This window comes from Micromonospora sp. PTRAS2 (assembly GCF_054052245.1).
This window is the reverse complement of the sequence record NZ_JBSWBU010000005.1, coordinates 136464-156642: the sequence shown is the minus strand read 5'-3', so window position 1 is coordinate 156642 and position 20179 is coordinate 136464. Positions and strand designations below refer to the sequence as shown.

Genomic DNA, 20179 nt, shown 5'->3' with positions numbered 1-20179 from the left:
ATCGCGAGAAGTCGGCGGTGCGCCGGTTAGGCGGCGGGGGCGAGGGTAGGGACTCTGCCATGCGCATCGCGATGATCTCGGAGCACGCCAGCCCGCTCGCCGTGCTCGGGGAGCAGGGCGCCGGAGGGCAGGGCGCCGGAGACAGGGCCACCGGCGGGGAGGGCGCCGGCGGGCAGCACGCCCACGTGGCGGAGCTGGCCGCCGAGCTGGTCGGCCAGGGCCACGACGTGCGCGTCTACACCCGCCGCGACTCCCCCGCCCTGCCCGACGCGGTGCCCACCGGCGACGGCTACCAGGTGTGGCACGTGCCGGCGGGCCCGGCCCGCCGGCTGCCCTCGGACGAGCTGCTGCCGCACCTGGGCGAGTTCGGCCGGTGGCTGGCCGGCCAGTGGCGCGACGGCGGCTGGCTGCCCGACGTCGCGCACGCCCACTTCTGGACGAGCGGGCTGGCCACCGTGCACGCGGGACGTCGCGCCGGGGTTCCGGTGGTGCTGACGTACCACGCGTTGGGCGCGGCGGCGGCCCGGCGGCAGCGGGACCCCCGGCACGCCGGCCCACCGGGGCGGCTCGGCTACGAGCGCGCCCTCGGCCGGGCGGTGGACCGGGTGGTCGTGCAGTCCCAGGAGGAGGTCGGCGAGCTGGTCCGCCTCGGCGTTCCCCGGTCCCGGATGGCGCTGGTCCCGGCCGGGGTCAACGAGCGGATCTTCCGCCCGGACGGCCCGGTCGCCCCGCGCGACCCGGCCCGCCCGCGCGTGCTCACCGTAGGGCGGCTGGCGGAGCGCATGGGCCTCCAGGAGGTCGTCCGGGCGATGCCGGCCGTGCCGGACGCCGAGTGCGTGATCGTCGGCGGCCCGCCGGCGGGGCTGCTGCCCGCTGACGGCTTCGCCCGCCGGCTGACCGCGCTCGCCGAGTCGTGCGGGGTGGCCGACCGGGTCCGGCTGGTCGGTGCGGTCCCCCGCGCGGAGCTGGCCGCCTGGTACCGCTCGGCGGACGTGCTGGTCGCCGCCAGCTGGCACGAGCCGTTCGGGGTGACCCCGCTGGAGGGCATGGCCTGCGGGGTGCCGGTGATCGGCACCGACGTGGGCGGCATCGCCGACACCGTCGTCGACGGGCTCACCGGCGACCTGGTGCCGCCGCGCGACCCGCGCGCGCTGGGCGTGGCGATCCGCCGGCTGCTCGCCGACAACGTGCGCCGCTTCGCGTACGCGACGGCGGCGCTGGACCGGATCCGCAGCCGGTACTCCTGGCGGCGCTGCGCCGAACAGCTCGGCGCCGTGTACGCGTCGGTGGGCGCCGCCGCCCGGCCGGCGCCGGCGATGGCCTGACGGGTCCGCACCACCCACCCTGGCTACCCGCCGGTAGCTTACGGCCGTAGGCTGGGCCGGTGAGCGCGCCCGGGGAGTACACGCAGGAGTACGTCGACGTCGATGGGGCCCGGCTCGGGGTGCAGGTCTACCCCGAGCCCGACGGGGCCCCCGGCGCCCCGGTCGTGGTGATCTGGCCCGCCATGGGGGTGCGCGCCCGCTACTACCGCCCCTTCGCCGCGCACCTGCGGGCCGCCGGCCTCGCCGTGGTCGTCGCCGACCTGCGCGGGAGCGGGGAGAGCACGCCCGCGCCGAGCCGCGCCTGCCGGTACGGCTACGCCGAGCTGGCCGCCGACGTGGGCGCGGTGCTGGCCGCGCTGAAGCCCCGGCTGGACGGCCGGCCCACGATCCTGCTCGGGCATTCCCTCGGCGGCCAGGCCGCCCTGCTGCACCTGGCCCTGCACGGCACCGGCGCGGTGGACGGGCTGGCCCTGGTCGCCGTCGGCGTCCCCTACTGGCGCAACTATCCCGGCCCACGCCGGTTCGGGGTCCTGCCGTACACCCAGGGGATCGCCGCCACCGCCCGGCTGCTCGGCGTCTGGCCGGGCTGGGGGTTCGGCGGCCGGCAGGCGCGCGGGGTGATCCGGGACTGGGCGCACACCGCGCGCACCGGCCGCTTCCCCGCCCTGGACGGCGTGGACGTCGAGGCGGCGCTGCGCACGCTGGACGTACCGGTCCTCGCGGTGAGCGTCGACGACGACCAGTACACCCCGCACGGCACGGTGGACCACCTCTGCGGCAAGCTCGCCGCGGCCACCGTCGTGCGCGAGCGCCTCACGGCGGCGCGGGCGGGCGCCCCGCTGGACCACTTCACCTGGGTACGCGCCAGCGGGCCGGTCGCCGCCCGGGTGGCGGCATGGGCGGCCGACCTGCCCGGGGCCTGACATCCCGCTTCCCGTCCCGGGGCGTACTCCCGCGATCGGCGGGTATGCCGCTGCGCCCGTACGGTGGAAGGGGATCAGATGTCCGAACGACACACCGCCCTGCGCTCGATGCACGACCTCGGCCTCGCCGCCTGGTTCGGCGGCTCGCTGATGGGGGCGCTCGGCGTCAACGGCGCGGCGGCACAGATCGACGACTCGACCCAGCGGCTCCCGGTGGCCTCCGCCGGATGGTCCCGGTGGACGCCGGTCAACGCGGCGGCGATCGGGGCCCACCTGGCCGGCGCGGTCGGCGAACTGGCGACCGAGAGCCCCCGCATGCTCGCCCAGTCCGGGGTGGGCCGGATGAGCGCCGTGAAGACGGCCCTCACGGTCGGCGCGCTGGCGGTCACCGGCTACAGCCGGCTGCTCGGCATGCGGCTGCAACGGGCCGGCGGCCCCTCGGTCGAGGGGATCACCGAACCGAACCCGCAGACGCCGGCCGACGTGGCCTCCTACCAGCGGCAGATGCGGCTGCTCCAGTGGACCATTCCCGCGCTCACCGGCGCGCTGGTGGTGGTCACCGCCTACATGAGCGAGCAGCAGAAGCCCGGCCAGGTGTTCCGGGGGATGATCGGCCGGGTCGGCGGGCTGGCGAGCGCGCCGAAGACCATCGGCAAGGTGGCCGCGATGGGCGCGGCCAAGCGCCAGATGGCCATGTCCGGCCGCTGACCGTCCGCCGCGCGCCGCCCCTGCCCCGCCCAGCCACGGGCAGGGCAGGGGCGGCGCCCTGGCGGAGACGACCGGCATGCACCCGGAGGGGATCAGCCGCCGCGGCTGACCCCGGTGGGCGCGAGGGCCGCCCGGCCGAGGAGTTCGGCCAGCCGGGCGGCATCGCGCTGGGCCTGGTCGCCGCAGCAGTTGTTGAACAACACGTGCAGCTCGTCGACGCCGTCGGCCAGCCCGGTCAGCAGCTCCGCCCAGGTGCGCAGCTCCCGCTCGCCGTAGGCGTACCGGAACTTGTCCTGCTTGTCGCCGCTCTCCCACGCCGCGCTGTGGCCGTGGAACCGGACCACGGCCGGGTTCGCGGTGGCGACCAGGATCGGCGGCACCGACGAGGCGAACCCCTGCGGCATGTCCACGCAGACGAAGGAGAGGTCGTGCTCGCGCAGGAGGGTCAACGTGCGCAGCGCGGTGGCCTCGTCGGCGAACCAGGAGCCGTGCCGCAGCTCGACGCTCACCCGCCAGGGGCGCAGCCGCGCGGCGGTCTCGACGATGCGCCGCTCGGCGGCGGCGCTGCGCGCCAGCCACGGTGGAAACTGCAACAGCACCGCGCCGAGCCGGTCGGCCGCCGCGATCGGCTCCAGCGCCGCGCGGAACCGGCTCCACAGCTCGTCGTACGCCCCGGCGGGCAGGTCCCGGCGGCGCACGCGCGACGGGCCGCCGGCCGGGCGCAGGTCCCGGGGCAGCACCGAGACCGGCGTCGGGTGGCCGGTGAAGAGGCTGAACGCCTTGACGTCGAAGGTGAAGCCGGGCGGGGTGGCGGCCACCCACCCGGTGGTGGTCTCCGGCACGGGCACCGCGTAGTACGAGGTGTCCACCTCGACCAGCCCGAACCGTTCGGCATAGAAGCCGAGGCGGCCGGCGGGGGTGTTGACGGCGCGCGGATACCACCCGGAGCGCAGCAGCAGCTGGTCGGCCCACGAGGACGTGCCCACCCTGATCTCACCCATGTGGATCAGTGGACCGCGCCCCGGACGGATCGGCAACCGGAGCGGCGGGAGGGCCGGGCGCGGCGGAAGTGTCGGTGGGTCTGCATAGGTTGGTCGGGACGTGACCAGGAAGGACGGTGGCATGACCAGTCCCGAGCAGCTCCGCACCGGCGAGCGGGCCGACCTCTTGCAGGCGCTGCGCCAGCAGCGCGCGTTCCTGCGCAGGACCGTGGACGGCCTCACCGACGAGCAGGCCGCGCTGCGCAGCACCGTCAGCGAGCTCTGCCTCGGCGGCCTGATCAAACACGTCGCCCTCATCGAGCAGACGTGGCTGCGGTTCGCCGTGCACGGCGCCGAGGCGATGCAGGCCGGCCAGGATGACTGGGCCGACGGCTTCCGGATGGGCGACGACAGCCTGGCCACCCTGCTCGACCGCTACGCCCGGGTGGCCTCGGCGACCGACGAGCTGGTCGCCACGCTCGACCTGGACGCCGCCCACCCGTTGCCCGTCGCCCCCTGGTTCGAGCCCGGGGCGAGCTGGTCGGTGCGCCGGGTGCTGCTGCACGTGATCGCCGAGACGTCCCAGCACGCCGGGCACGCCGACATCCTCCGTGAGGCCATCGACGGCGCGAAGACGATGGGCTGAGCTGGTCCGTTCCGGTGGCGATGTGACGCCCGCGCGCCCGATGGCGCTGAGGGACACGAGATGAACGCACACCGGATGGACCAGGAGACCGTCGAGCGCCTGCTGGCCGGCTCCGTCGGCGGCCCCGTCGCCGGCGCCGTCGGCAGCCCCCGGGGCGGCCCGGAGCCGCTGGTCCGGCTCCTGGCGGCGGTCCGCGCCGCCCCCCGCCCCGACGAGCTACGCGGCGAGGGCGCGGCCCTGCACGCCTACCGCCTGGCCCGCGCCGCTTCGACCGCGCCGGTCACCGCGGCCCGCGCCCGGCCCTCGCTCCTCGCCGGCCTGTTGAGCGCGAAGGCCGCGCTCGCGGCCCTGGCCGTCGCCGCGACCGGCGGGGTCGCGCTCGCCGCCGCCCACGGCGCGCTGCCCCAGCCGCTGGGTGGGGCGGGCGAGCCGGCAGGGGCGCCGGCGAGCGGGCAGGCCGCGCCGAGCGGGTCGGCGGGGCGGACGGCCGGCTCGCCCGGGGGGATCCGCGACCCCCGGGTCCCGCCGGCCCCACTGGTCGTGCTCTGCCACCGGCTGCGCGCCGAGGGCACGGCGGACCACGCCCTGGCCGAACCGCGCTACGCGGACCTGGTCTCCGCCGCCGGCGGCCGGGACCGCGTACTGAACTGGTGCACCGAGGCGCTCGCGGCGTCGTCCGGCCCCGCCGCCCCGACGCCGACCCCGGTGCCCACGCCCACGCCCACGCCCACGCCCACCCCGACGGTCCGGACGGGCGGCGACAGCGGGCCGGACGGGCGGCCCGGCCGGTCCCCGGCCACCCCCTCGCTGCCGGTGGGGCCGCCGCCGGGGGTCCCGGCGTCGCCGGGGAACCCGTCGCTGCCGACAGCCCCGTCGGTCCCGGTGGCCCCGTCGGGGCCGGCGATCCCGTCGGCACCGGGAGCCCCGTCCGCACCGGCAGGCCGACCGGCCCCGGCCGACCCGTCCGCGTCCTTGCCCACCGCCCGCTGACCGGGGCTAAGGCGGGGCCGGGGGTGGGGCGAGGCCAGGGCCGGGGATGGGCCGGGGCCGAGGGTGGGCCAGGGCCGAGGGTGGGCCGGCGAGGCCAGGTTGCCCCGACAGCTGCTTCCCAGGTGATCGCTGGCACGGCCGGCCGTGCTGCCTCCGCGCCCGGCACCCGTCATTCACCGTTACTTAGAGCGACGCGTCAGCCAGGCAGGCCCACCATTGCAGCCAACCCCTTTGCTCTGCACCCACATACGCATCGGTCACACAGCGCAAAGATGGAGCAAACCCTCAAACATCCATTCACCTTAATTCAAGCAGCTTATTGCAGGTGTCGCGGATATGGGTGCAGAGCAAAGGGAGCGTGAGGTTGTTAGGCGGGCCGGAGCGGCGTGACGGAGGGTCAGGCGACCGGCAGCGCCGCAGCCAAGTCGGGGATATCACCGAGAGTGGTCGACGCGGGCAGCCGGCCCGCGTCACGGCGCGGCACAACGCAACGCAGCGCGGCGCGGCGCGGCGCGGCTCAGCGGAGGCGGGGGCGGGGGCCCCGGTCTCCCGGCGCGCGGTCCCGGCCGTACGCGTCGGCGTGCCCCCAGCGGCCCGGGATGTCGAGCAGCTCAATCCGCCCGGCGCCCTTCGGCAGTGCCGGGTTGACCAGCAGGTTCTCGCCGCAGGGCGACAGCCCGAGGACGGTGCCGAGCAGCATCAGCAGCGCGCCCGACGACCACGACTGGGGCCGGCCGGCGTGCGGGAGCTGGACCGGGAAGCGGGTGAGGTCGCGGTGGTAGCCGGCGATCACCTCCGGCACCGGGTTGCCCAGCATCTGCACGACGTCGAAGATGCCGGCCGCGATCTGGGCCGCCGCCTCGTCGCAGCCGTACCGGCGCAGCCCGGCCGCGATGATCGCGTTGTCCGACGGCCACACGGAGCCGAGGTGCGCGCCGACCGGGTTGTAGGCCCGCTGCCCGTCGGCCAGGGTCCGCACCCCCCAGCCGGAGAAGAGCCGTGGCCCGAGGAGGTGCTGGGCCACCGCCTCGGCGCGCTTCTCGTCGACGATGCCGCTCCACAGCAGGTGCCCCATGTTGGAGGCGAGCGCGTCGACCGGCTCGCCGTCGGGCCCCAGGGCCAGCGCGTAGTAGTCCCGGTGGGGCAGCCAGAAGTCCCGGTTGAACCGCGCCTTCAGCTCCGCCGCCTCCCGTTCCAGCCGGTCGGCGTACGCGGGGTCGTCCCAGAACTCGCGGGCCAGGCGCGCGCCGCGCCGCTTCGCGTCGTACGCGTACCCCTGCACCTCGCAGACGGCGCGGGGCAGCGCCGGCGCGCGTCCCTCGGCGTCGACGATCGCGCCCGGCGAGTTCTTCCAGCACTGGTTCTCCAGCCCGGTGCGGGTGTTGCGCCGCTGGTAGCGCACGTAGCCGTCGCCGAGGATGTCGCCGTACTCGTCGATCCAGTCCAGTGCCATCCGGGCGGGGTGGCGCAGCTCGCGGACCAGATCGGCGTCGCCGGACCAGCGCTCGTACTCGTCGAGCAGGATCACGAACAGCGGGGTGGTGTCGGCCGCGCTGTAGTGCAGGTAGGTGGGTGACTCGCCGAAGACCGCGTTCTCGCCGTAGCGGTACTCGGCAACGATCTTGCCGGGTTCCTCCTCGCGGTGGTCGTCGAGCCGGCCGCCCTGGCCGAGGGCGAGCAGCCGCAGGGTGGGCGGGGCCAGCTCCGGGGTGAACGGCAGCGTCTCCAGGCAGGTGATCATGGCGTCCCGGCCGTACAGCGCCATCGCCCACGGCAGGCCGCCCACCGGCAGCTTGCCCCGGATCGACAACGGCGTGTACCGCAGCGCGGCGAGGTCGTCGAGGCTTCCCTCGTACGCCGCGCGGAGCCCGTCGTGCTCGGCGACCAGCTTCGGGGCGCGCTCGTGCCAACGGCGCAGGTCCTCCCGCATGTCCCGGCGGATCTGCTCGCGGTGGGCCTCCAGGCTGGACCGCAGGTCCCGGGCCCCCGCCCCCCGCATGATCATGCCGATGTGCAGGTCGGTCGTCCACGAGCCGTTCGGGGGGACCCGGATCCGGAAGGTCATCCCGCCGGGGTCCACCTCCACCGGGGCGGTGGACGACACGACGGTCTCGCGGGCGAACCGCTCCCGCTGGTAGAAAAGCCGGAGCTGCCCCTCGGCCGGCATCGGGACGGCGACGATCCGCCGCTCCCTCGGCTTCTTGATCTCGGCGGTGTCGGCGAAGTCCGAGGCGATCTCCATCCGCACCGTGTAGTCCGCCGGTTCGGCCGAGTGGTTGAGCACGACGAGCCGCTCGTTGAAGCTGTCGTCGATCGACCGGTGCCGGATCACCGAGACGTCGGCGTCGACATAGTGGCTCGCCGCGCCGGGAACCAGCACGAACCTCGTCTCGAAGTACGTCATCTCGTCGCGGGACAGGGCCTTCAGCCGCTTGCCGTCGATGGTGAGCACCCAGCGGGACAGGAACCGGGTGTCGAACGAGAAGAGGCCGATGGGCGCGAGCGGATCGGGCGTCATGTCGCCCTGCGCGTCACTGACCGCGAAGGAGTTGCCGGTCAGCACGTTGACCAGTTCCTGCTTCACTGCCGCTCACCCCCGTGCGACTCCGACGTACGGTGCGTGGCGACCGCCCTGACCGCCACCTCCCGGGGGTGACGGGCGTCGGGCGGGCCGGGGAACAGCCGGCGCAGCAGCATCAGCAGCCGCAGGTCCCCCTGGGCGGTGACGTCGTTGCGGACCAGCGCCGCGCCGATGTGGGTGCCCTCGGCGACGAGCCGGTCGAACACCTCCCGGTCCCCCGCGACGACGAGGTCCGCCTCCTCCGCCGACCGGCTCACCCCGACCTGCTGGTCACCGATCGTGAGGAACCAGTGGTCGGTGCTGCCGTCGTCGCGGATGTCGAGGCGCACCGTGCCGCGGACGTTCTCCGGCAGGTCCTCGTGGCGACCCCCGACCCAGCAGGCCAGGTAGTCCGCGGCGGACGCGGTCATCAGCCCTCCCCTCCCGGACGACACAGGTCGTTTCCGGAGCATCCCCGCCCGGCGGGTGACCCCGGCTCACCCGGTCCGGGTGAATCCCGGGCGGGGCCGTCCGGGCCGGGCGCGGCGGCGACCGTTTGTCCGGACGCCGAACGGGCACGCCGGCAGCAAGAGCCGAGCGACGGAACAGGAGAGAGCCATGCGCGCGCTGCGGTTGCCGGGCTGGAAGTCCGAACCCGAGCTGGTCGAGGTGGCCGAGCCCACCGCCGGCCCCGGCCAGGTGGTGGTGCGGATCGGCGGGGCGGGGGCCTGCCACTCCGATCTGCACCTGATGCACGATTTCGACGCCGGGGCGGTGCCCTGGAACCCGCCGTTCACCCTCGGCCACGAGAACGCCGGCTGGGTGCACGACCTCGGTGCGGGGGTGACCGGCCTGGAGGTCGGCCAGCCCGTGGCCGTCTACGGCCCGTGGGGCTGCGGCACCTGCGACCGCTGCCGGGTGGGCGTCGACCCGTACTGCGAGAACCCCGCCGCCGCGCCGGTGCCCGGCGGGGGCGGCGGCCTCGGCCTGGACGGCGGCATGGCCGAGTACGAGCTGGTTCCCGACGCCCGGCACATCGTGCCGCTGCCCGAGGGGCTCGACCCGGTGCAGGCCGCGCCGCTGACCGACGCGGGCCTCACCCCGTACCACGCGATCCGCCGGTCGTGGCGCAAGCTCGCGCCCGGCAGCACCGCGGTGGTGATCGGCGTCGGCGGCCTCGGCCACGTCGGGGTGCAGATCCTCAAGGCCACGACGGCGGCCCGGGTCATCGCCGTGGACACCCGCTCCGAGGCGCTCAAGCTGGCCGAGGAGTACGGGGCCGACCTGACGCTGCGTTCCGGCGAGGAAACCGCGCAGGAGATCCGTGCAGCCACCCCCGGCGGGCGGGGCGCGGACGTCGTCCTCGACTTCGTCGGCGCCGACGCCACGCTGCGGCTCGGCGCGGCGGCCGCCCGTACGCTCGGGGACCTCACCATCGTCGGCATCGCCGGCGGCACGCTGCCGGTGTCGTTCTTCGCCGTGCCGTACGAGGTGAGCATCCAGACCACCTACTGGGGCAGCCGGCCGGAGCTGATCGAGGTGCTCGACCTGGGCGCCCGGGGCCTGGTACGCCCGAAGATCACCACGTTCCCGCTGGAGCAGGCGGTCGACGCCTACCGGAGGCTGCAGGACGGCTCGGTGGAGGGCCGCGCGGTCATCGTCCCGTGAGCAGCAGGCCGCGCACGTAGGCGGCCTGGCCGACGTGCTGGAGGTCGTCCTCGGCGACGCTGACCAGCCGGACCCCGAGGGTCACCGGCGGGTCCCACGCCTCGTCGACCACCCGGTCCAGGTCCGCCGGCCGCAGCCCGGCCAGGAATCCCCGGGTCCGTTCCGCGACCGCGTCGTGGTAGTCGACGAGGACCCGGGGGCTCTCCGGCGCGACGGCGGCGACCTGGTCCGGGGTGTGCGCGTAGCCGGTGTCGTCCGGGTCGGCGGACAGCCCGAACCGGGCCGCCCAGTCGCCGGTGACCCAGAGCTGCTCGGCGTCGAGCAGGTCGGCGACGTGGTGGTCCTGCACCCGGGTCAGGTGCCACACCAGCCAGCCCACCGGGTTCGCGCCGGGCGCGGGCGCGCGCCGCAGCTGCTCCGGGGACAGGCCGTCGACCGCGGCGCGGACCAGCGCGGGCAGTCGGCCGTAGGTCTCGGTCAGTACGTCGCTGATCTCCACGCGCTCCTCCTCGGCCGGGGCCTGCGGTCTCCTCGCCAGTACCGCACGGGCGGGAGACCAAACCTGCTCGCGGCAACGGCGCGGCCCCGCCCTAGGGTGGGCGGGTGGTCGCCGCGCTGGAGCTCTATCTCGACACCGACGCCACCCGGCGGATCCGGGTGCTGTGGGACGCGTTGGAGTCCGAGGGCGTGCAGAGCATGCGCAGCCTGCTGGAGCAGCGGCACCGGCCGCACGTGTCGCTCGCGGTGGCCCCGCGGCTGGACCCGGACCAGGTGGCCGACGCCCTGGCCGGGACGACGGTGGCGGTGCCGCTGCGGCTGTCGTTCCAGCACGCCGGGCAGTTCGTCGGCCGGGTGCTCTGGCTGGGGCCGTCGCCCACGGCCGACCTGCTGGCCCACCAGGCGCTCGTGCACGACCGGCTCGCCGCCGCCGGGGTCGGGTTGGCCGAGCACTACCGACCGGGGCGCTGGGTGCCGCACTGCACGCTGTCGATGCGCGTGCCCAACGCCCTGATGGCCGCCGCGGTGCGGCGCTGCCTGGAGGTGCTGCCGCTGGAGGCGACGGTGGTCGGCGCGGCGGTCACCGACCACGCCCGGGGCATCTGCCGGCCGCTGCCCTGACCCGTGGCGCAACGACGCCGGGCTATGCGAGGAATCCTCACGGACCGTGCGCGGCCGACCAAGTCCAGCACTTAAGGATGATTCAGGGGTCGATTCTGGGGTCGAATGATCCCACCTCGCACGAAACCCAAATTACGGGTTATCTAATGTGTAGTTTCCTTGCCTAAATCGCAATTCGCTACTTACATTTCACGGAGTTTACGCTCAGCCTGTGCGGAGGAGAGCACGTGGAACTCACATTGACCTTCGACGCCGCGTACGCGGCCCACGCGGCGGTCGTCATGGCGTCCGTCGCCGAATCGAACCCGGGCCAGGCGGTCCGCTACTGGCTCATCGCGGCCGACGACGTCAGCCCCTCGGCGCGCGCCGCCCTGACCCGGGCGGCCGGACCGGACGCCACAGTGGAATACCTGCGGGTGGACACCTCCGTGGTGAACCTGCCGAAGGGCAGCGACCCGGTGATGGCGTACCTGTCCCCGGCGATGTACCTGCGCCTGCTGGTCCCCGCCGCGCTTCCCGACGAGGTGCGGCGGGTGCTCTACCTGGACTGCGACACGATGTGCACGAACAGCCTCGCCCCGCTGTTCGACGTGGACATGGGCGGCGCCCCGCTGGGCGCGGTCCGGGACCCGTTCAACCGGCGGCTGCTCGACATGGGCGGCATCCCCGGCCTGGCCGAATACCGCGACCTGGACCCGTACGCCCTCTACTTCAACTCCGGGGTGCTGCTCATCGACGTGGCCCGGTGGAAGGAGTGCGAGGTGACCGAGAAATCGCTGGCGTACCTCGCCCGGCACGCCCACGAGTCGCGGTACCCGGACCAGGACGCCCTCAACTACGCCGTGTACGGCAACTGGCTGCGGCTGCCCCGGCAGTGGAACGACCTGATGGCCTGGCGGCTGGAGCCCGAGTTCGGCGGGAAGCTCTCCGACTCGGCGGTCATCCACCCGGCCGGGCCGATCAAGCCGTGGCAGCCCGGCTTCCCGAAGGGGGCCCGCCGGGACCTGTACTGGCGGCACCGCCGCCGCAACGGCGGGCTGGTCGCCACTACGCGCCGCTGACCCCGGAACCGGGCCGCCTCGTCGCTGACCCGAAGCACCGGGCCGCCGCGTGGCCGGCCCCGGGCCCCGAACCGCCGGACCGGACCGCAACCCGGCCCGGCGGGGCGGGGCACGGCGGGCGTTCTGCCATCATCGTCACGATGTCCGCCACCCCACCCGCGCCGACCGCCACCCCGGTCGCCGCCCGCGCAGCCGCACCCCCGGCCGGCCCCGGCGCCCCCGCGCGCGGCGCCGTGCTCGAGGCGGTGCTGGAACGCGTCACGTACGTCAACGAGGAGACCGGTTACACCATCGCCCGCGTCGCCACCGACCGCTCCGGCGACGACCTGCTCACCGTCGTCGGCGCGCTGCCCGGCGCGCAGCCCGGCGAGCGGCTGCGGCTGGTCGGCCGGTGGGGTTCGCACCCGAAGTACGGGCGGCAGTTCGAGGTGCACCAGTGCACCACCGTCCTGCCGGCGACCGTGCAGGGCATCGAGCGCTACCTGGGGTCGGGCCTGATCAAGGGCATCGGTCCGAAGATGGCGGCCCGCATCGTGGCCGCCTTCGGCGTGGACACGCTGCGGATCATCGAGGAGGAGCCGGGCCGGCTGGTCGAGGTGCACGGCCTCGGCCGCAAGCGCACCGCCGCGATCGGCGCGGCCTGGCAGGAGCAGAAGGCCATCAAGGAGGTCATGGTCTTCCTCCAGGGCGTCGGCGTCTCCACCTCGCACGCCGTGCGCATCTTCAAGCAGTACGGCGACGAGTCCATCGCCGTCGTGCGCGACGACCCGTACCGGCTCGCCGCCGACGTGTGGGGCATCGGGTTCCGCACCGCCGACAGCATCGCCAAGGCGGTGGGCATCCCGCACGACAGCCCGCAGCGGGTGCGCGCCGGCATCCGGTACACCCTCTCCGAGGCCGCCGACGGCGGGCACTGCTACCTGCCCGAGCCGAACCTGGTCGCCGACGCCGCGACGATCCTGGAGGTCCCGGCGGACCTGGTCGCCGCCTGCCTGGCCGACCTCGTGGCGACCGAGGACGGCGTGGTCGGCGAGGCGGTGCCGAACCCGAGCAACGAGGGCGCGGTCATTCCGGCCGTCTACCTGGTGCCGTTCCACCGGGCCGAGTCGGCCCTCGCGGCGAGCCTGGTCCGGCTGCTGACCGACCGGCTGGACCGGATGCCGGCCTTCGCGGACGTGGACTGGGGCCGGGCGCTGGCCTGGCTGAAGGCCCGCACCGGGGCGGAGCTGGCCCCCGAGCAGGAGCAGGCCGTACGGCTGGCGCTGACCTCGAAGGTCGCCGTGCTGACCGGCGGCCCCGGCTGCGGCAAGTCGTTCACCGTCCGGTCGATCATCGAGCTGGCCGCGGCGAAGAAGGCGAAGATCGTGCTGGCCGCGCCGACCGGCCGCGCGGCGAAGCGGCTCACCGAGCTGACCGGCCACCCGGCGACCACCGTGCACCGGCTGCTGCAGCTACGCCCCGGCGGGGACGCCACCTTCGACCGGGACAACCCGGTCGACGCCGACCTGATGGTGGTCGACGAGGCGTCCATGCTGGACCTGATCCTCGCCAACAAGCTGGTCAAGGCGGTGCCGCCCGGCGCGCACCTGCTGCTGGTCGGCGACGTCGACCAGTTGCCCTCGGTCGGCGCGGGCGAGGTGCTGCGCGACGTGCTCGCCGCCGAGACGGTGCCCCGGGTCCGGCTGACCCGCATCTTCCGGCAGGCGCAGGAGTCGGGCGTGGTGGTCAACGCGCACCGGATCAACGCCGGCCAGGCCCCGGTGTTCGGCGAGCACCCCGACTTCTTCCTCTTCCCCAGCGACGAACCGGAGGTCACCGCCGAGCAGGTGGTCGACATCGTGACCCGGCGGATCCCGCGCCGGTTCGGGCTGCGCGCCCGCGACGTGCAGGTGCTCACTCCGATGCTGCGCGGGCCGGCCGGCGCCGGCAACCTGAACACCCTGCTCCAGCAGGCGATCGCCCCGCACCGCGAGGACGCGCCGGAGCGGCGGCACGGCGGGCGGGTCTTCCGGGTCGGCGACAAGGTCATCCAGGTCCGCAACAACTACGACAAGGGCGCGGCCGGGGTGTTCAACGGCACCGTCGGCGTGGTCACGGCCCTGGACCCCGACGAGCAGACCCTGACCGTGCGCACCGACGAGGACGAGGACATCGGGTACGAGTTCCACGAGCTCGACGAGCTGCAGCACGCGTACGCCATCACGGTGCACCGGTCGCAGGGCAGCGAGTATCCGGCGGTGGTGGTGCCGGTGACCATGGGCGCGTACACGATGTTGCAGCGCAACCTGCTCTACACCGCCGTCACCCGGGCCCGGAAGCTGGTCGTGCTGGCCGGTTCGCGCAAGGCGCTGGCCATCGCGGTGCGTACGGCCGGCACGGGTCGCCGGCACACGGCGCTGACCCACCGGCTCTCCCCCGACCGGCCCTGACCCGCCGGTGGTCGGCGCGGTCCGCCCCGCCGGTGTGTCGGCGCGGCGGTCGACGCGGTCCGCCGGGGACCGCGCCGACCGCCGGGCCGCTGCCTGGCCTACTCGGCGATCCGGGTCCGGCCGGTCCAGCGGAAGACGACCGGCGCCTCGCCGCCGCCGGAGTCCCGCTCGAAGTGCTCGTAGCCCCCGTAGTGACGTACCTTGATCTTGTGTTCCACCGGGGAGACCCGGTGGCTGCGCAGCTCGGTCGGCAGGTTGGCGGGCCCGCCCTCCAGCACGACGTCGATGATGCCGGCGGCCTCGCTGCTGATGGTCATGGCCGGCACCGTCCAGGCGATCCGGTCGTCGTCGTTGACGATGGGGTTCGCCGTCCGGGCGGTGGGGGCGGATTCGGAAACTGTCATCGCACGACCTCCGTCGTTCGTCGCTCCGCCACGAACGTAATCCAGGTCACACTCGGCGGGCACCCCTTAGCGACCCCCCAGCGCGCCGGTGCCGGCGTGGGCCGCCGGTGAGAAGGGAACCCTTCTCTACCGGAGACGTTAAGAGGGGGCCCTTCCTTTCACTCCCAGCGGAAGAAGCGGGTGGCCAGGACGCTGCCGGCGACGGCGGTGACGGCCAGGGCGAGCAGCTGCGGCCACGCCGGGCTGTCGCCGGCCCAGGCCGCCGCGAGGGTGTCCACGGTGGCCCCGAGCGGCGAGTAGTCGCCGATGCGGGCCAGCACGGTCGGCATCTGGTCGCGCGGCAGCCAGGCGCCGGCGAGGAAGAGCAGCGGGAAGAACAGCGCCGGCCCGATGGACTGGGCAGCCCGCGCCGACGGGGCGAGCGCGGCGATGAGCAGGCCGACGGCGAAGAGGCAGGCCACGCCGAGCAGGAACGCCAGCACGAAGGCGGGCACGTTGGCCGGGGCCGGCTGGTCCAGCAGGAACCGTACGCCGATGGCGGTGACCACCGCGCCGGCCACGCCCATCACCAGGTTGACCACCACCTGTGCCACGAGCAGCAGGGCCGGGTTGACCGGGGTGGTGGCCAGGCGGCGCAGCACCCGCCGCTCCCGGTAGATGCCCAGCGCCATCGGCAGGGTGAACAGCGCGAGCATGCCGATGGTGAGGGCCAGCGCGAGGGCCGGCAGGAAGGTCAGCTCGCCGTGCTGCCCGGCGTCCGCGCCGGAGGCGCCGCGCTGCGGCAGCCCGAAGACCAGCATGAGGCCGAGCGGCAGGGCGAAGACGAAGAACAGCGACACCGGCTCGCGCAGGAACAGCTTCGCCTCGACGGCGATCAGCTTGGACAGGGCGTTCACGAGGACCTCTCGTCGGTCGACGGCGGGGTGGTGGCCCGGGCGGCGCGGCCGGTCAGCGAGACGAAGGCGTCGTCCAGGGTGGGCTGCTCGACGCGCAGGCCGGCGTAGCGGACCTTCTGCTCGGCCAGCGCCGACAGCACCGTCTGCAGGACCTGCTCCGGGCCGGTGACGGTGACCTCGTCGCCGGAGCGGCGCACCCCGGTCACCTCGGGCAGCGCGGCGAGCAGCGCGTCGTCCACCGGGTCGAGCGGCCGGAAGTGCACCCGGTGCTCGGTGCCGACCCGGGAGAGCAGGCCGGACGGGGTGTCGATGGCCACGACCCGGCCGGTGTCGATGATGGCCAGCCGGTCGCAGAGCCGCTCGGCCTCCTCCATGAAGTGGGTGACCAGCACGACCGTCACCCCCCGGTCGCGGATGCGCTCGACCAGGTCCCAGGTGTCCCGCCGGCCCTGCGGGTCCAGCCCGGTGGTCAGCTCGTCGAGGATCGCGATCTCGGGGCGGCCGACCAGGGCGAGGGCCACCGAGAGCCGCTGCTTCTGCCCGCCGGACAGCTTGTGGAAGGCGGTGTCGCGCTGCGCGGCCAGGCCGAGGTCGTCGAGCAGCTCGTCGATGTCGGCCCGGTTGCGGTAGAAGGACCGGTAGAGGTCCAGCGCCTCACGCACGCGCAGCTTGTCGGGCAGCTGGCTCTCCTGCAACTGGGCGCCGACGCGCTGCCGCACCTCGGTGCGGTCGCGGACCGGGTCGAGCCCGAGGACGCGGACGGTGCCCCCGTCGGCGCGGCGCAGCCCCTGCACGCACTCGACCGTGGTGGTCTTGCCCGCCCCGTTGGGGCCGAGCACGCCGAAGATCTCGCCCTGGTCGACGGTGAAGGAGACGTCGTCGACGGCGATCTTGTCGCCGTACCGCTTGTGCAGGTGCTCGACCTCGATGACCGGCATGGGCGTGGTCCTCCGTCAGGTGCGGACTGCCGCCGGCGAGGGCGGGCCCTCGGGGGAATCGCGGCGTCTGGGTGCTGGGTGGTGTCGCGGTGCTGGGGATGGGAGTGCGGTGCTGGGGTATGTGGTGCTGCGGGTGCGTCGTGGCCACGGTCGGACGACGACCGGCGCACGGGCGGTCGACGCCGGATATCATCCGGCCAACCGAGGCACGAATCAACTCATCGGCTGACGAACCGGGGTGCCGACCGGGATCGGGACCGGCCGGCAGGGGTGCGGGGCGGTCACCCGGCGTGTCCGTCCACCCCGGCCGGTCCCCGGCCGGGGGCCGCAGGCCCGTCGCCGCCGGCCACGGGCCGGTCGCCGGGCGGCGTGGCGCCGGGGGCGGGGCACGGGTCGCAGAGCGGCAGCAGCTCCCCCAGCCCGGCCAGGACGACGTCCGGGCCGGCGGCGAGCAGGGTCGCCGGGTCGGACTCCCCCCACAGCGCCGCGACCGCGAGGACCCCGGCGGCACGGGCGCTGGCCAGGTCGCTGGGCGCGTCGCCGACCATCAGCGCGTCGGCGGGCGCGACGTCGAGCAGCTCCAGCGCCCGGCGCACGATGTCCGGGGCCGGCTTCGGGCGGGCCACCTCGTCGGAGCCCACCACGTGGTCGACCAGGCGCAGCAGGTCCAGCCGGCCCAGCAGGTCGCGGGCGCGCACCCCGCTGCGGCCGGTCGCCACGGCCAGCCCGATCCCCCGCCCGCGCAGCACGCCGAGCAGGTCGGCCGCCCCGTCCACCGGCGTGACCAGGTGGGCCAGGCGGTTGCTCTCCCGCACGAAGGGGTCGGCCATGGCCGCCGGGAGGCCCATCAGCCGCAGCACGTCGGGCAGGTAGCGGCCCGGGTGGCGGCAGTATTCGTCGACGGGTGCGACGCCGCCGCCGACCACCTCGGCGTACGCGAGGGCGAACGCCTCCCGGGCCACGGCGAGGCTGTCGACCAGCACACCGTCGAGGTCCAGGACGACCGCCCGGACCCCCCCGGGCACCCCGGACCGGCGCACCGCCACACCGGCCACCGGCGTCACCTCCCCGCCCACGCGCACGACACGCCGACGCCGGCCCGTAGGGGTGGCCCGCTCCGGGCACCCCGACTAGCGTCGGGTCGCCGGGACCCGCCGGGCCGGGTCGACCGCGACGACCCGACCGGCCGGCGTCCCCGCGAACCCTACCGGTGGAGAGGTGCGTCCACATGCCGCTGCTGAGCTGGCTGTCCGAGTCCGCCGACGACCGACCGGACGCGGTCCGGGTCGACGACCGGGCCGTGTCCTGGGTGGAGCTGCGCCGGCTCGCCACGGCGGTCGCCGACGACCTGGGCGGCGTGGACCGGGTCGCCGTCGAGGCGACGCCCACCCTGGAGACGGTGGTCGGGGTGGTCGGGGCGCTGCTGGCCGGCGCGGCGGTCGTGCCGGTGCCGCCGGACGCGGGGCCGATGGAGCGGGAGCACATCCTGCGCGACTCCGGCGCGACGGCGCTGCTGGCCCCGGCGGGCGGCACCGCTCCAGCCGGCGACGGGGGCCCGCCGGTGATCCCGGTCGACCTGGCGCGGCGGTCGGACACCGTCCACCCCGAGCCGGACCCGGCCGCCACCGCACTGATCCTCTACACCAGCGGCACGACCGGGGCGCCGAAGGGCGCGGTGATCGGCCGGGGGGCGGTCGCCGCCTGCCTCGACGGGCTCGCCGACGCCTGGGCGTGGACGCCCGAGGACCTGCTGGTGCACGGGCTGCCACTGTTCCACGTGCACGGCCTCGTGCTGGGGGTGCTGGGGCCGCTGCGGCTGGGCAGCCGGCTGCACCACGTGGGCCGGCCGCGCCCCGAGCGGTACGCGGCGGCCGGCGGCACGGTCTACTTCGGCGTACCCACGGTGTGGTCCCGGATCGCGGCGGACCCGGAGTCGGCGCGGGCGCTGCGCCCGGCGCGGCTGCTCGTCTCGGGCAGCGCGGCCCTGCCGGCGGCGGTCTTCGCGGACCTGGCCGCCCTCACCGGCCACGAGGTCGTCGAGCGGTACGGGATGACGGAGACCCTGATCACGGTGAGCGCGCGGGCGGACGGGCCGCGCCGGCCGGGGACGGTCGGCGTCCCGCTGCCCGGGGTGCGGACCCGGCTGGTCGACGAGCACGGCGCGGCGCTGCCCGCCGACGGGGAGGCGATGGGCGAGCTCCAGGTCGCCGGCCCGACCCTCTTCGACGGCTACCTCGGCCGGCCGGACGCCGATGCGGCCACCCGCACCCCGGACGGCTGGTTCCGCACCGGCGACGTCGCCACGATCGGCCCGGACGGGTGGCACCGGATCGTCGGCCGCGCCGCCACGGATCTGATCAAGAGCGGCGGGTACCGGATCGGGGCCGGCGAGGTGGAGGACGCCCTGCTGGCCCACCCGGGGGTCCGGGAGGCCGCCGTGGTCGGCACCCCGCACCCGGACCTCGGCCAGCAGGTCACCGCGTACGTGGTGGGCGACGGGGTGGACGGCCCGGAGCTGATCGACTTCGTGGCCCGCCAACTGTCGGCGCACAAGCGGCCCCGCGAGGTGCGGCTGGTCGAGGCGCTGCCCCGCAACGCCCTCGGCAAGGTGCAGAAGACCAGGCTGGCGGCGGACTGAGCCGGGGCCGAGCCGGGGGTGGACGCCGGGCCGCGCCGGGGGTGGACGCCGGCCCGGCACGGTCAGCCGGTGACCGCCGGGATGCCGATGGCGGTGAGCACCAGGCCCCGCTCGACCAGGAACCGGCCGCGGAAGGCGGTCACCGGGGCGCCGCCGAGGACCGGGCCGGGCACCAGCAGGTGCGCGACGAACGTCCCGCCGGCGTCGACGACGATGTCCGCCTCGGCGAAGTCCAGCCACCGGCCGGTCAGCGGGAACCACGCCTTGTAGACCGACTCCTTGGCGCTGAACAGCAGGCGGTCCCAGCAGACCGTGGGGTGGGCGGCGGCCAGCGCGGCGGTGCGGGTCCGCTCGGCCGGCAGCGCGATCGCGTCGAGCACCCCCTCGGGCAGCGGCGCGTGCGGCTCGGCGTCGACGCCGAGGGTGGCCAGCGCGGTGGCGCGGCCGAGGACGGCCGCCCGGTAGCCCTCGCAGTGCGTCATGCTGCCGACCACCCCGGCGGGCCAGACGGGGGCGCCGCGCGCGCCGGAGACGATCGGCGTCTCGGCGATGCCCAGCTCGCGGAGCGCGCGGCGGGCGCAGTGCCGCACGGTGGTGAACTCCCGGCGGCGTTTGTCGACGGCGTTGGCGACGAGCCGCTCCTCCTCGGGGAACAGGGTCAGGCCGGCGGGGTCGGTGAACGCTTCGGCCACCACCGCGGCCGCAGGGAGGATCTGCTCGATCACAGCCGCCGATGCTAGGCCGCCCCGGCGGCCCGCGCCGTCCCTCGATCGGGCGCGACGCGCCGATAGGGGTGGGTACGGGTGGAGGGCGGCGGGGGCGGATGTCACCCTGAGGGGTGCCCCGGCCTGGTCGGTCGGGGGTGTGTAGTGGTCTTGGTCTGAGGAATGCGGG

19 protein-coding genes are annotated in these 20179 nt (G+C 75.3%); 10 read left to right on the top strand and 9 right to left on the bottom strand.

Translation table 11 applies throughout. The features are described from left to right. Positions 1-59: 59 nt before the first annotated feature. The 3 genes from ACVMYR_RS18550 to ACVMYR_RS18540 all read left to right on the top strand — a co-directional run bounded on the left by ACVMYR_RS18550 (position 60) and on the right by ACVMYR_RS18540 (position 2956). Positions 60-1325, top strand: coding sequence for a glycosyltransferase (locus tag ACVMYR_RS18550; protein ID WP_077937051.1), 1266 nt, complete (start codon positions 60-62; stop codon positions 1323-1325). 59 nt (positions 1326-1384) lie between these two features. Beyond that, positions 1385-2248 (top strand): alpha/beta hydrolase family protein, encoded by an 864-nt coding sequence (locus tag ACVMYR_RS18545; protein ID WP_077937050.1) that lies wholly within the window; start codon positions 1385-1387, stop codon positions 2246-2248. A gap of 78 nt (positions 2249-2326) precedes the next feature. Further along, positions 2327-2956 (top strand): hypothetical protein, encoded by a 630-nt coding sequence (locus ACVMYR_RS18540; protein WP_043962742.1) that lies wholly within the window; start codon positions 2327-2329, stop codon positions 2954-2956. A 92-nt stretch (positions 2957-3048) separates the two neighbouring features. Here the strand turns inward: ACVMYR_RS18540 and ACVMYR_RS18535 are convergent, their stop codons facing one another. After that, positions 3049-3957, bottom strand: a complete 909-nt coding sequence (locus ACVMYR_RS18535; RefSeq protein WP_077937048.1) for a DUF72 domain-containing protein — start codon at positions 3955-3957, stop codon at positions 3049-3051. A 121-nt stretch (positions 3958-4078) separates the two neighbouring features. Between ACVMYR_RS18535 and ACVMYR_RS18530 the strand changes: the two genes are divergently transcribed. Together ACVMYR_RS18530 and ACVMYR_RS18525 are read left to right on the top strand one after the other, a co-directional pair. Continuing rightward, on the top strand, positions 4079-4582 hold the full coding sequence (locus ACVMYR_RS18530) for a DinB family protein (RefSeq protein WP_396788174.1): 504 nt from the start codon (positions 4079-4081) through the stop codon (positions 4580-4582). A 60-nt stretch (positions 4583-4642) separates the two neighbouring features. Continuing rightward, positions 4643-5572: a hypothetical protein gene (locus tag ACVMYR_RS18525; protein ID WP_457122322.1), complete on the top strand. Its 930-nt coding sequence runs from the start codon at positions 4643-4645 to the stop codon at positions 5570-5572. Positions 5573-6089: 517 nt separating this feature from the next. Here ACVMYR_RS18525 and ACVMYR_RS18520 read toward each other — a convergent pair. Then, positions 6090-8156, bottom strand: coding sequence for an amylo-alpha-1,6-glucosidase (locus ACVMYR_RS18520; protein WP_077937045.1), 2067 nt, complete (start codon positions 8154-8156; stop codon positions 6090-6092). Continuing rightward, a complete protein-coding gene (locus ACVMYR_RS18515) occupies positions 8153-8563 on the bottom strand; it encodes an SCP2 sterol-binding domain-containing protein (protein ID WP_077937044.1) in 411 nt (136 codons plus the stop codon). Before ACVMYR_RS18515 ends, ACVMYR_RS18520 begins: the two co-directional genes overlap by 4 nt. Positions 8564-8750: 187 nt before the next feature. On the opposite strand from ACVMYR_RS18515, the gene ACVMYR_RS18510 reads away from it, so the two are divergent. Beyond that, the gene (locus ACVMYR_RS18510; RefSeq protein ID WP_396788172.1) at positions 8751-9800 is read left to right on the top strand and encodes an NAD(P)-dependent alcohol dehydrogenase; all 1050 of its coding nucleotides are present in this window, start codon (positions 8751-8753) and stop codon (positions 9798-9800) included. Here ACVMYR_RS18510 and ACVMYR_RS18505 read toward each other — a convergent pair. Next, positions 9787-10299 carry a mycothiol transferase gene (locus ACVMYR_RS18505; RefSeq protein ID WP_396788171.1) on the bottom strand — a complete coding sequence of 171 codons (513 nt, stop codon included), beginning with the start codon at positions 10297-10299 and terminating at the stop codon, positions 9787-9789. The two genes, ACVMYR_RS18510 and ACVMYR_RS18505, sit on opposite strands and share 14 nt — an antisense overlap. 104 nt (positions 10300-10403) lie before the next feature. On the opposite strand from ACVMYR_RS18505, the gene ACVMYR_RS18500 reads away from it, so the two are divergent. The 3 genes from ACVMYR_RS18500 to recD2 all read left to right on the top strand — a co-directional run bounded on the left by ACVMYR_RS18500 (position 10404) and on the right by recD2 (position 14409). Beyond that, positions 10404-10919 carry a 2'-5' RNA ligase family protein gene (locus ACVMYR_RS18500; RefSeq protein ID WP_077937041.1) on the top strand — a complete coding sequence of 172 codons (516 nt, stop codon included), beginning with the start codon at positions 10404-10406 and terminating at the stop codon, positions 10917-10919. A 227-nt stretch (positions 10920-11146) separates the two neighbouring features. Then, positions 11147-11980 (top strand): glycosyltransferase family 8 protein, encoded by an 834-nt coding sequence (locus ACVMYR_RS18495; RefSeq protein WP_158229401.1) that lies wholly within the window; start codon positions 11147-11149, stop codon positions 11978-11980. A 140-nt stretch (positions 11981-12120) separates the two neighbouring features. Then, on the top strand, positions 12121-14409 hold the full coding sequence (recD2, locus tag ACVMYR_RS18490; protein ID WP_396788170.1) for an SF1B family DNA helicase RecD2: 2289 nt from the start codon (positions 12121-12123) through the stop codon (positions 14407-14409). Positions 14410-14507: 98 nt separating this feature from the next. Here the strand turns inward: recD2 and ACVMYR_RS18485 are convergent, their stop codons facing one another. The 4 genes from ACVMYR_RS18485 to ACVMYR_RS18470 all read right to left on the bottom strand — a co-directional run bounded on the left by ACVMYR_RS18485 (position 14508) and on the right by ACVMYR_RS18470 (position 17702). Beyond that, entirely contained in the window at positions 14508-14813 is a 306-nt protein-coding gene (locus ACVMYR_RS18485) for a DUF5988 family protein (RefSeq protein WP_228986339.1), read from the bottom strand. A gap of 158 nt (positions 14814-14971) precedes the next feature. After that, positions 14972-15709, bottom strand: a complete 738-nt coding sequence (locus ACVMYR_RS18480) for an ABC transporter permease (RefSeq protein ID WP_077937038.1) — start codon at positions 15707-15709, stop codon at positions 14972-14974. Next, positions 15706-16647: an ABC transporter ATP-binding protein gene (locus ACVMYR_RS18475; protein WP_077937037.1), complete on the bottom strand. Its 942-nt coding sequence runs from the start codon at positions 16645-16647 to the stop codon at positions 15706-15708. The genes ACVMYR_RS18480 and ACVMYR_RS18475 overlap by 4 nt, the downstream gene beginning before the upstream one ends. A 281-nt stretch (positions 16648-16928) precedes the next feature. Beyond that, positions 16929-17702: an HAD-IA family hydrolase gene (locus tag ACVMYR_RS18470; RefSeq protein ID WP_431894323.1), complete on the bottom strand. Its 774-nt coding sequence runs from the start codon at positions 17700-17702 to the stop codon at positions 16929-16931. A gap of 173 nt (positions 17703-17875) precedes the next feature. On the opposite strand from ACVMYR_RS18470, the gene ACVMYR_RS18465 reads away from it, so the two are divergent. Beyond that, positions 17876-19285 carry an acyl-CoA synthetase gene (locus ACVMYR_RS18465; RefSeq protein WP_077937036.1) on the top strand — a complete coding sequence of 470 codons (1410 nt, stop codon included), beginning with the start codon at positions 17876-17878 and terminating at the stop codon, positions 19283-19285. A 62-nt stretch (positions 19286-19347) separates the two neighbouring features. Here ACVMYR_RS18465 and ACVMYR_RS18460 read toward each other — a convergent pair whose 3' ends face one another. Next, complete coding sequence (locus tag ACVMYR_RS18460; RefSeq protein ID WP_229404332.1) at positions 19348-20010, bottom strand: 4'-phosphopantetheinyl transferase family protein; 663 nt, start codon at positions 20008-20010, stop codon at positions 19348-19350. Positions 20011-20179 lie beyond the last annotated feature (169 nt).

Excerpts from the sequence above, each read along its gene's own strand:
- ACVMYR_RS18550 (WP_077937051.1), top strand. The coding sequence starts at position 60 with ATGCGCATCGCGATGATCTCGGAGCACGCCAGCCCGCTCGCCGTGCTC.
- ACVMYR_RS18540 (WP_043962742.1), top strand. The coding sequence starts at position 2,327 with ATGTCCGAACGACACACCGCCCTGCGCTCGATGCACGACCTCGGCCTC.
- ACVMYR_RS18535 (WP_077937048.1), bottom strand. The coding sequence starts at position 3,957 with ATGGGTGAGATCAGGGTGGGCACGTCCTCGTGGGCCGACCAGCTGCTG.
- ACVMYR_RS18530 (WP_396788174.1), top strand. The coding sequence starts at position 4,079 with ATGACCAGTCCCGAGCAGCTCCGCACCGGCGAGCGGGCCGACCTCTTG.
- ACVMYR_RS18525 (WP_457122322.1), top strand. The coding sequence starts at position 4,643 with ATGAACGCACACCGGATGGACCAGGAGACCGTCGAGCGCCTGCTGGCC.
- ACVMYR_RS18515 (WP_077937044.1), bottom strand. The coding sequence starts at position 8,563 with ATGACCGCGTCCGCCGCGGACTACCTGGCCTGCTGGGTCGGGGGTCGC.
- ACVMYR_RS18510 (WP_396788172.1), top strand. The coding sequence starts at position 8,751 with ATGCGCGCGCTGCGGTTGCCGGGCTGGAAGTCCGAACCCGAGCTGGTC.
- recD2 (WP_396788170.1), top strand. The coding sequence starts at position 12,121 with ATGTCCGCCACCCCACCCGCGCCGACCGCCACCCCGGTCGCCGCCCGC.
- ACVMYR_RS18485 (WP_228986339.1), bottom strand. The coding sequence starts at position 14,813 with ATGACAGTTTCCGAATCCGCCCCCACCGCCCGGACGGCGAACCCCATC.
- ACVMYR_RS18475 (WP_077937037.1), bottom strand. The coding sequence starts at position 16,647 with ATGCCGGTCATCGAGGTCGAGCACCTGCACAAGCGGTACGGCGACAAG.
- ACVMYR_RS18465 (WP_077937036.1), top strand. The coding sequence starts at position 17,876 with ATGCCGCTGCTGAGCTGGCTGTCCGAGTCCGCCGACGACCGACCGGAC.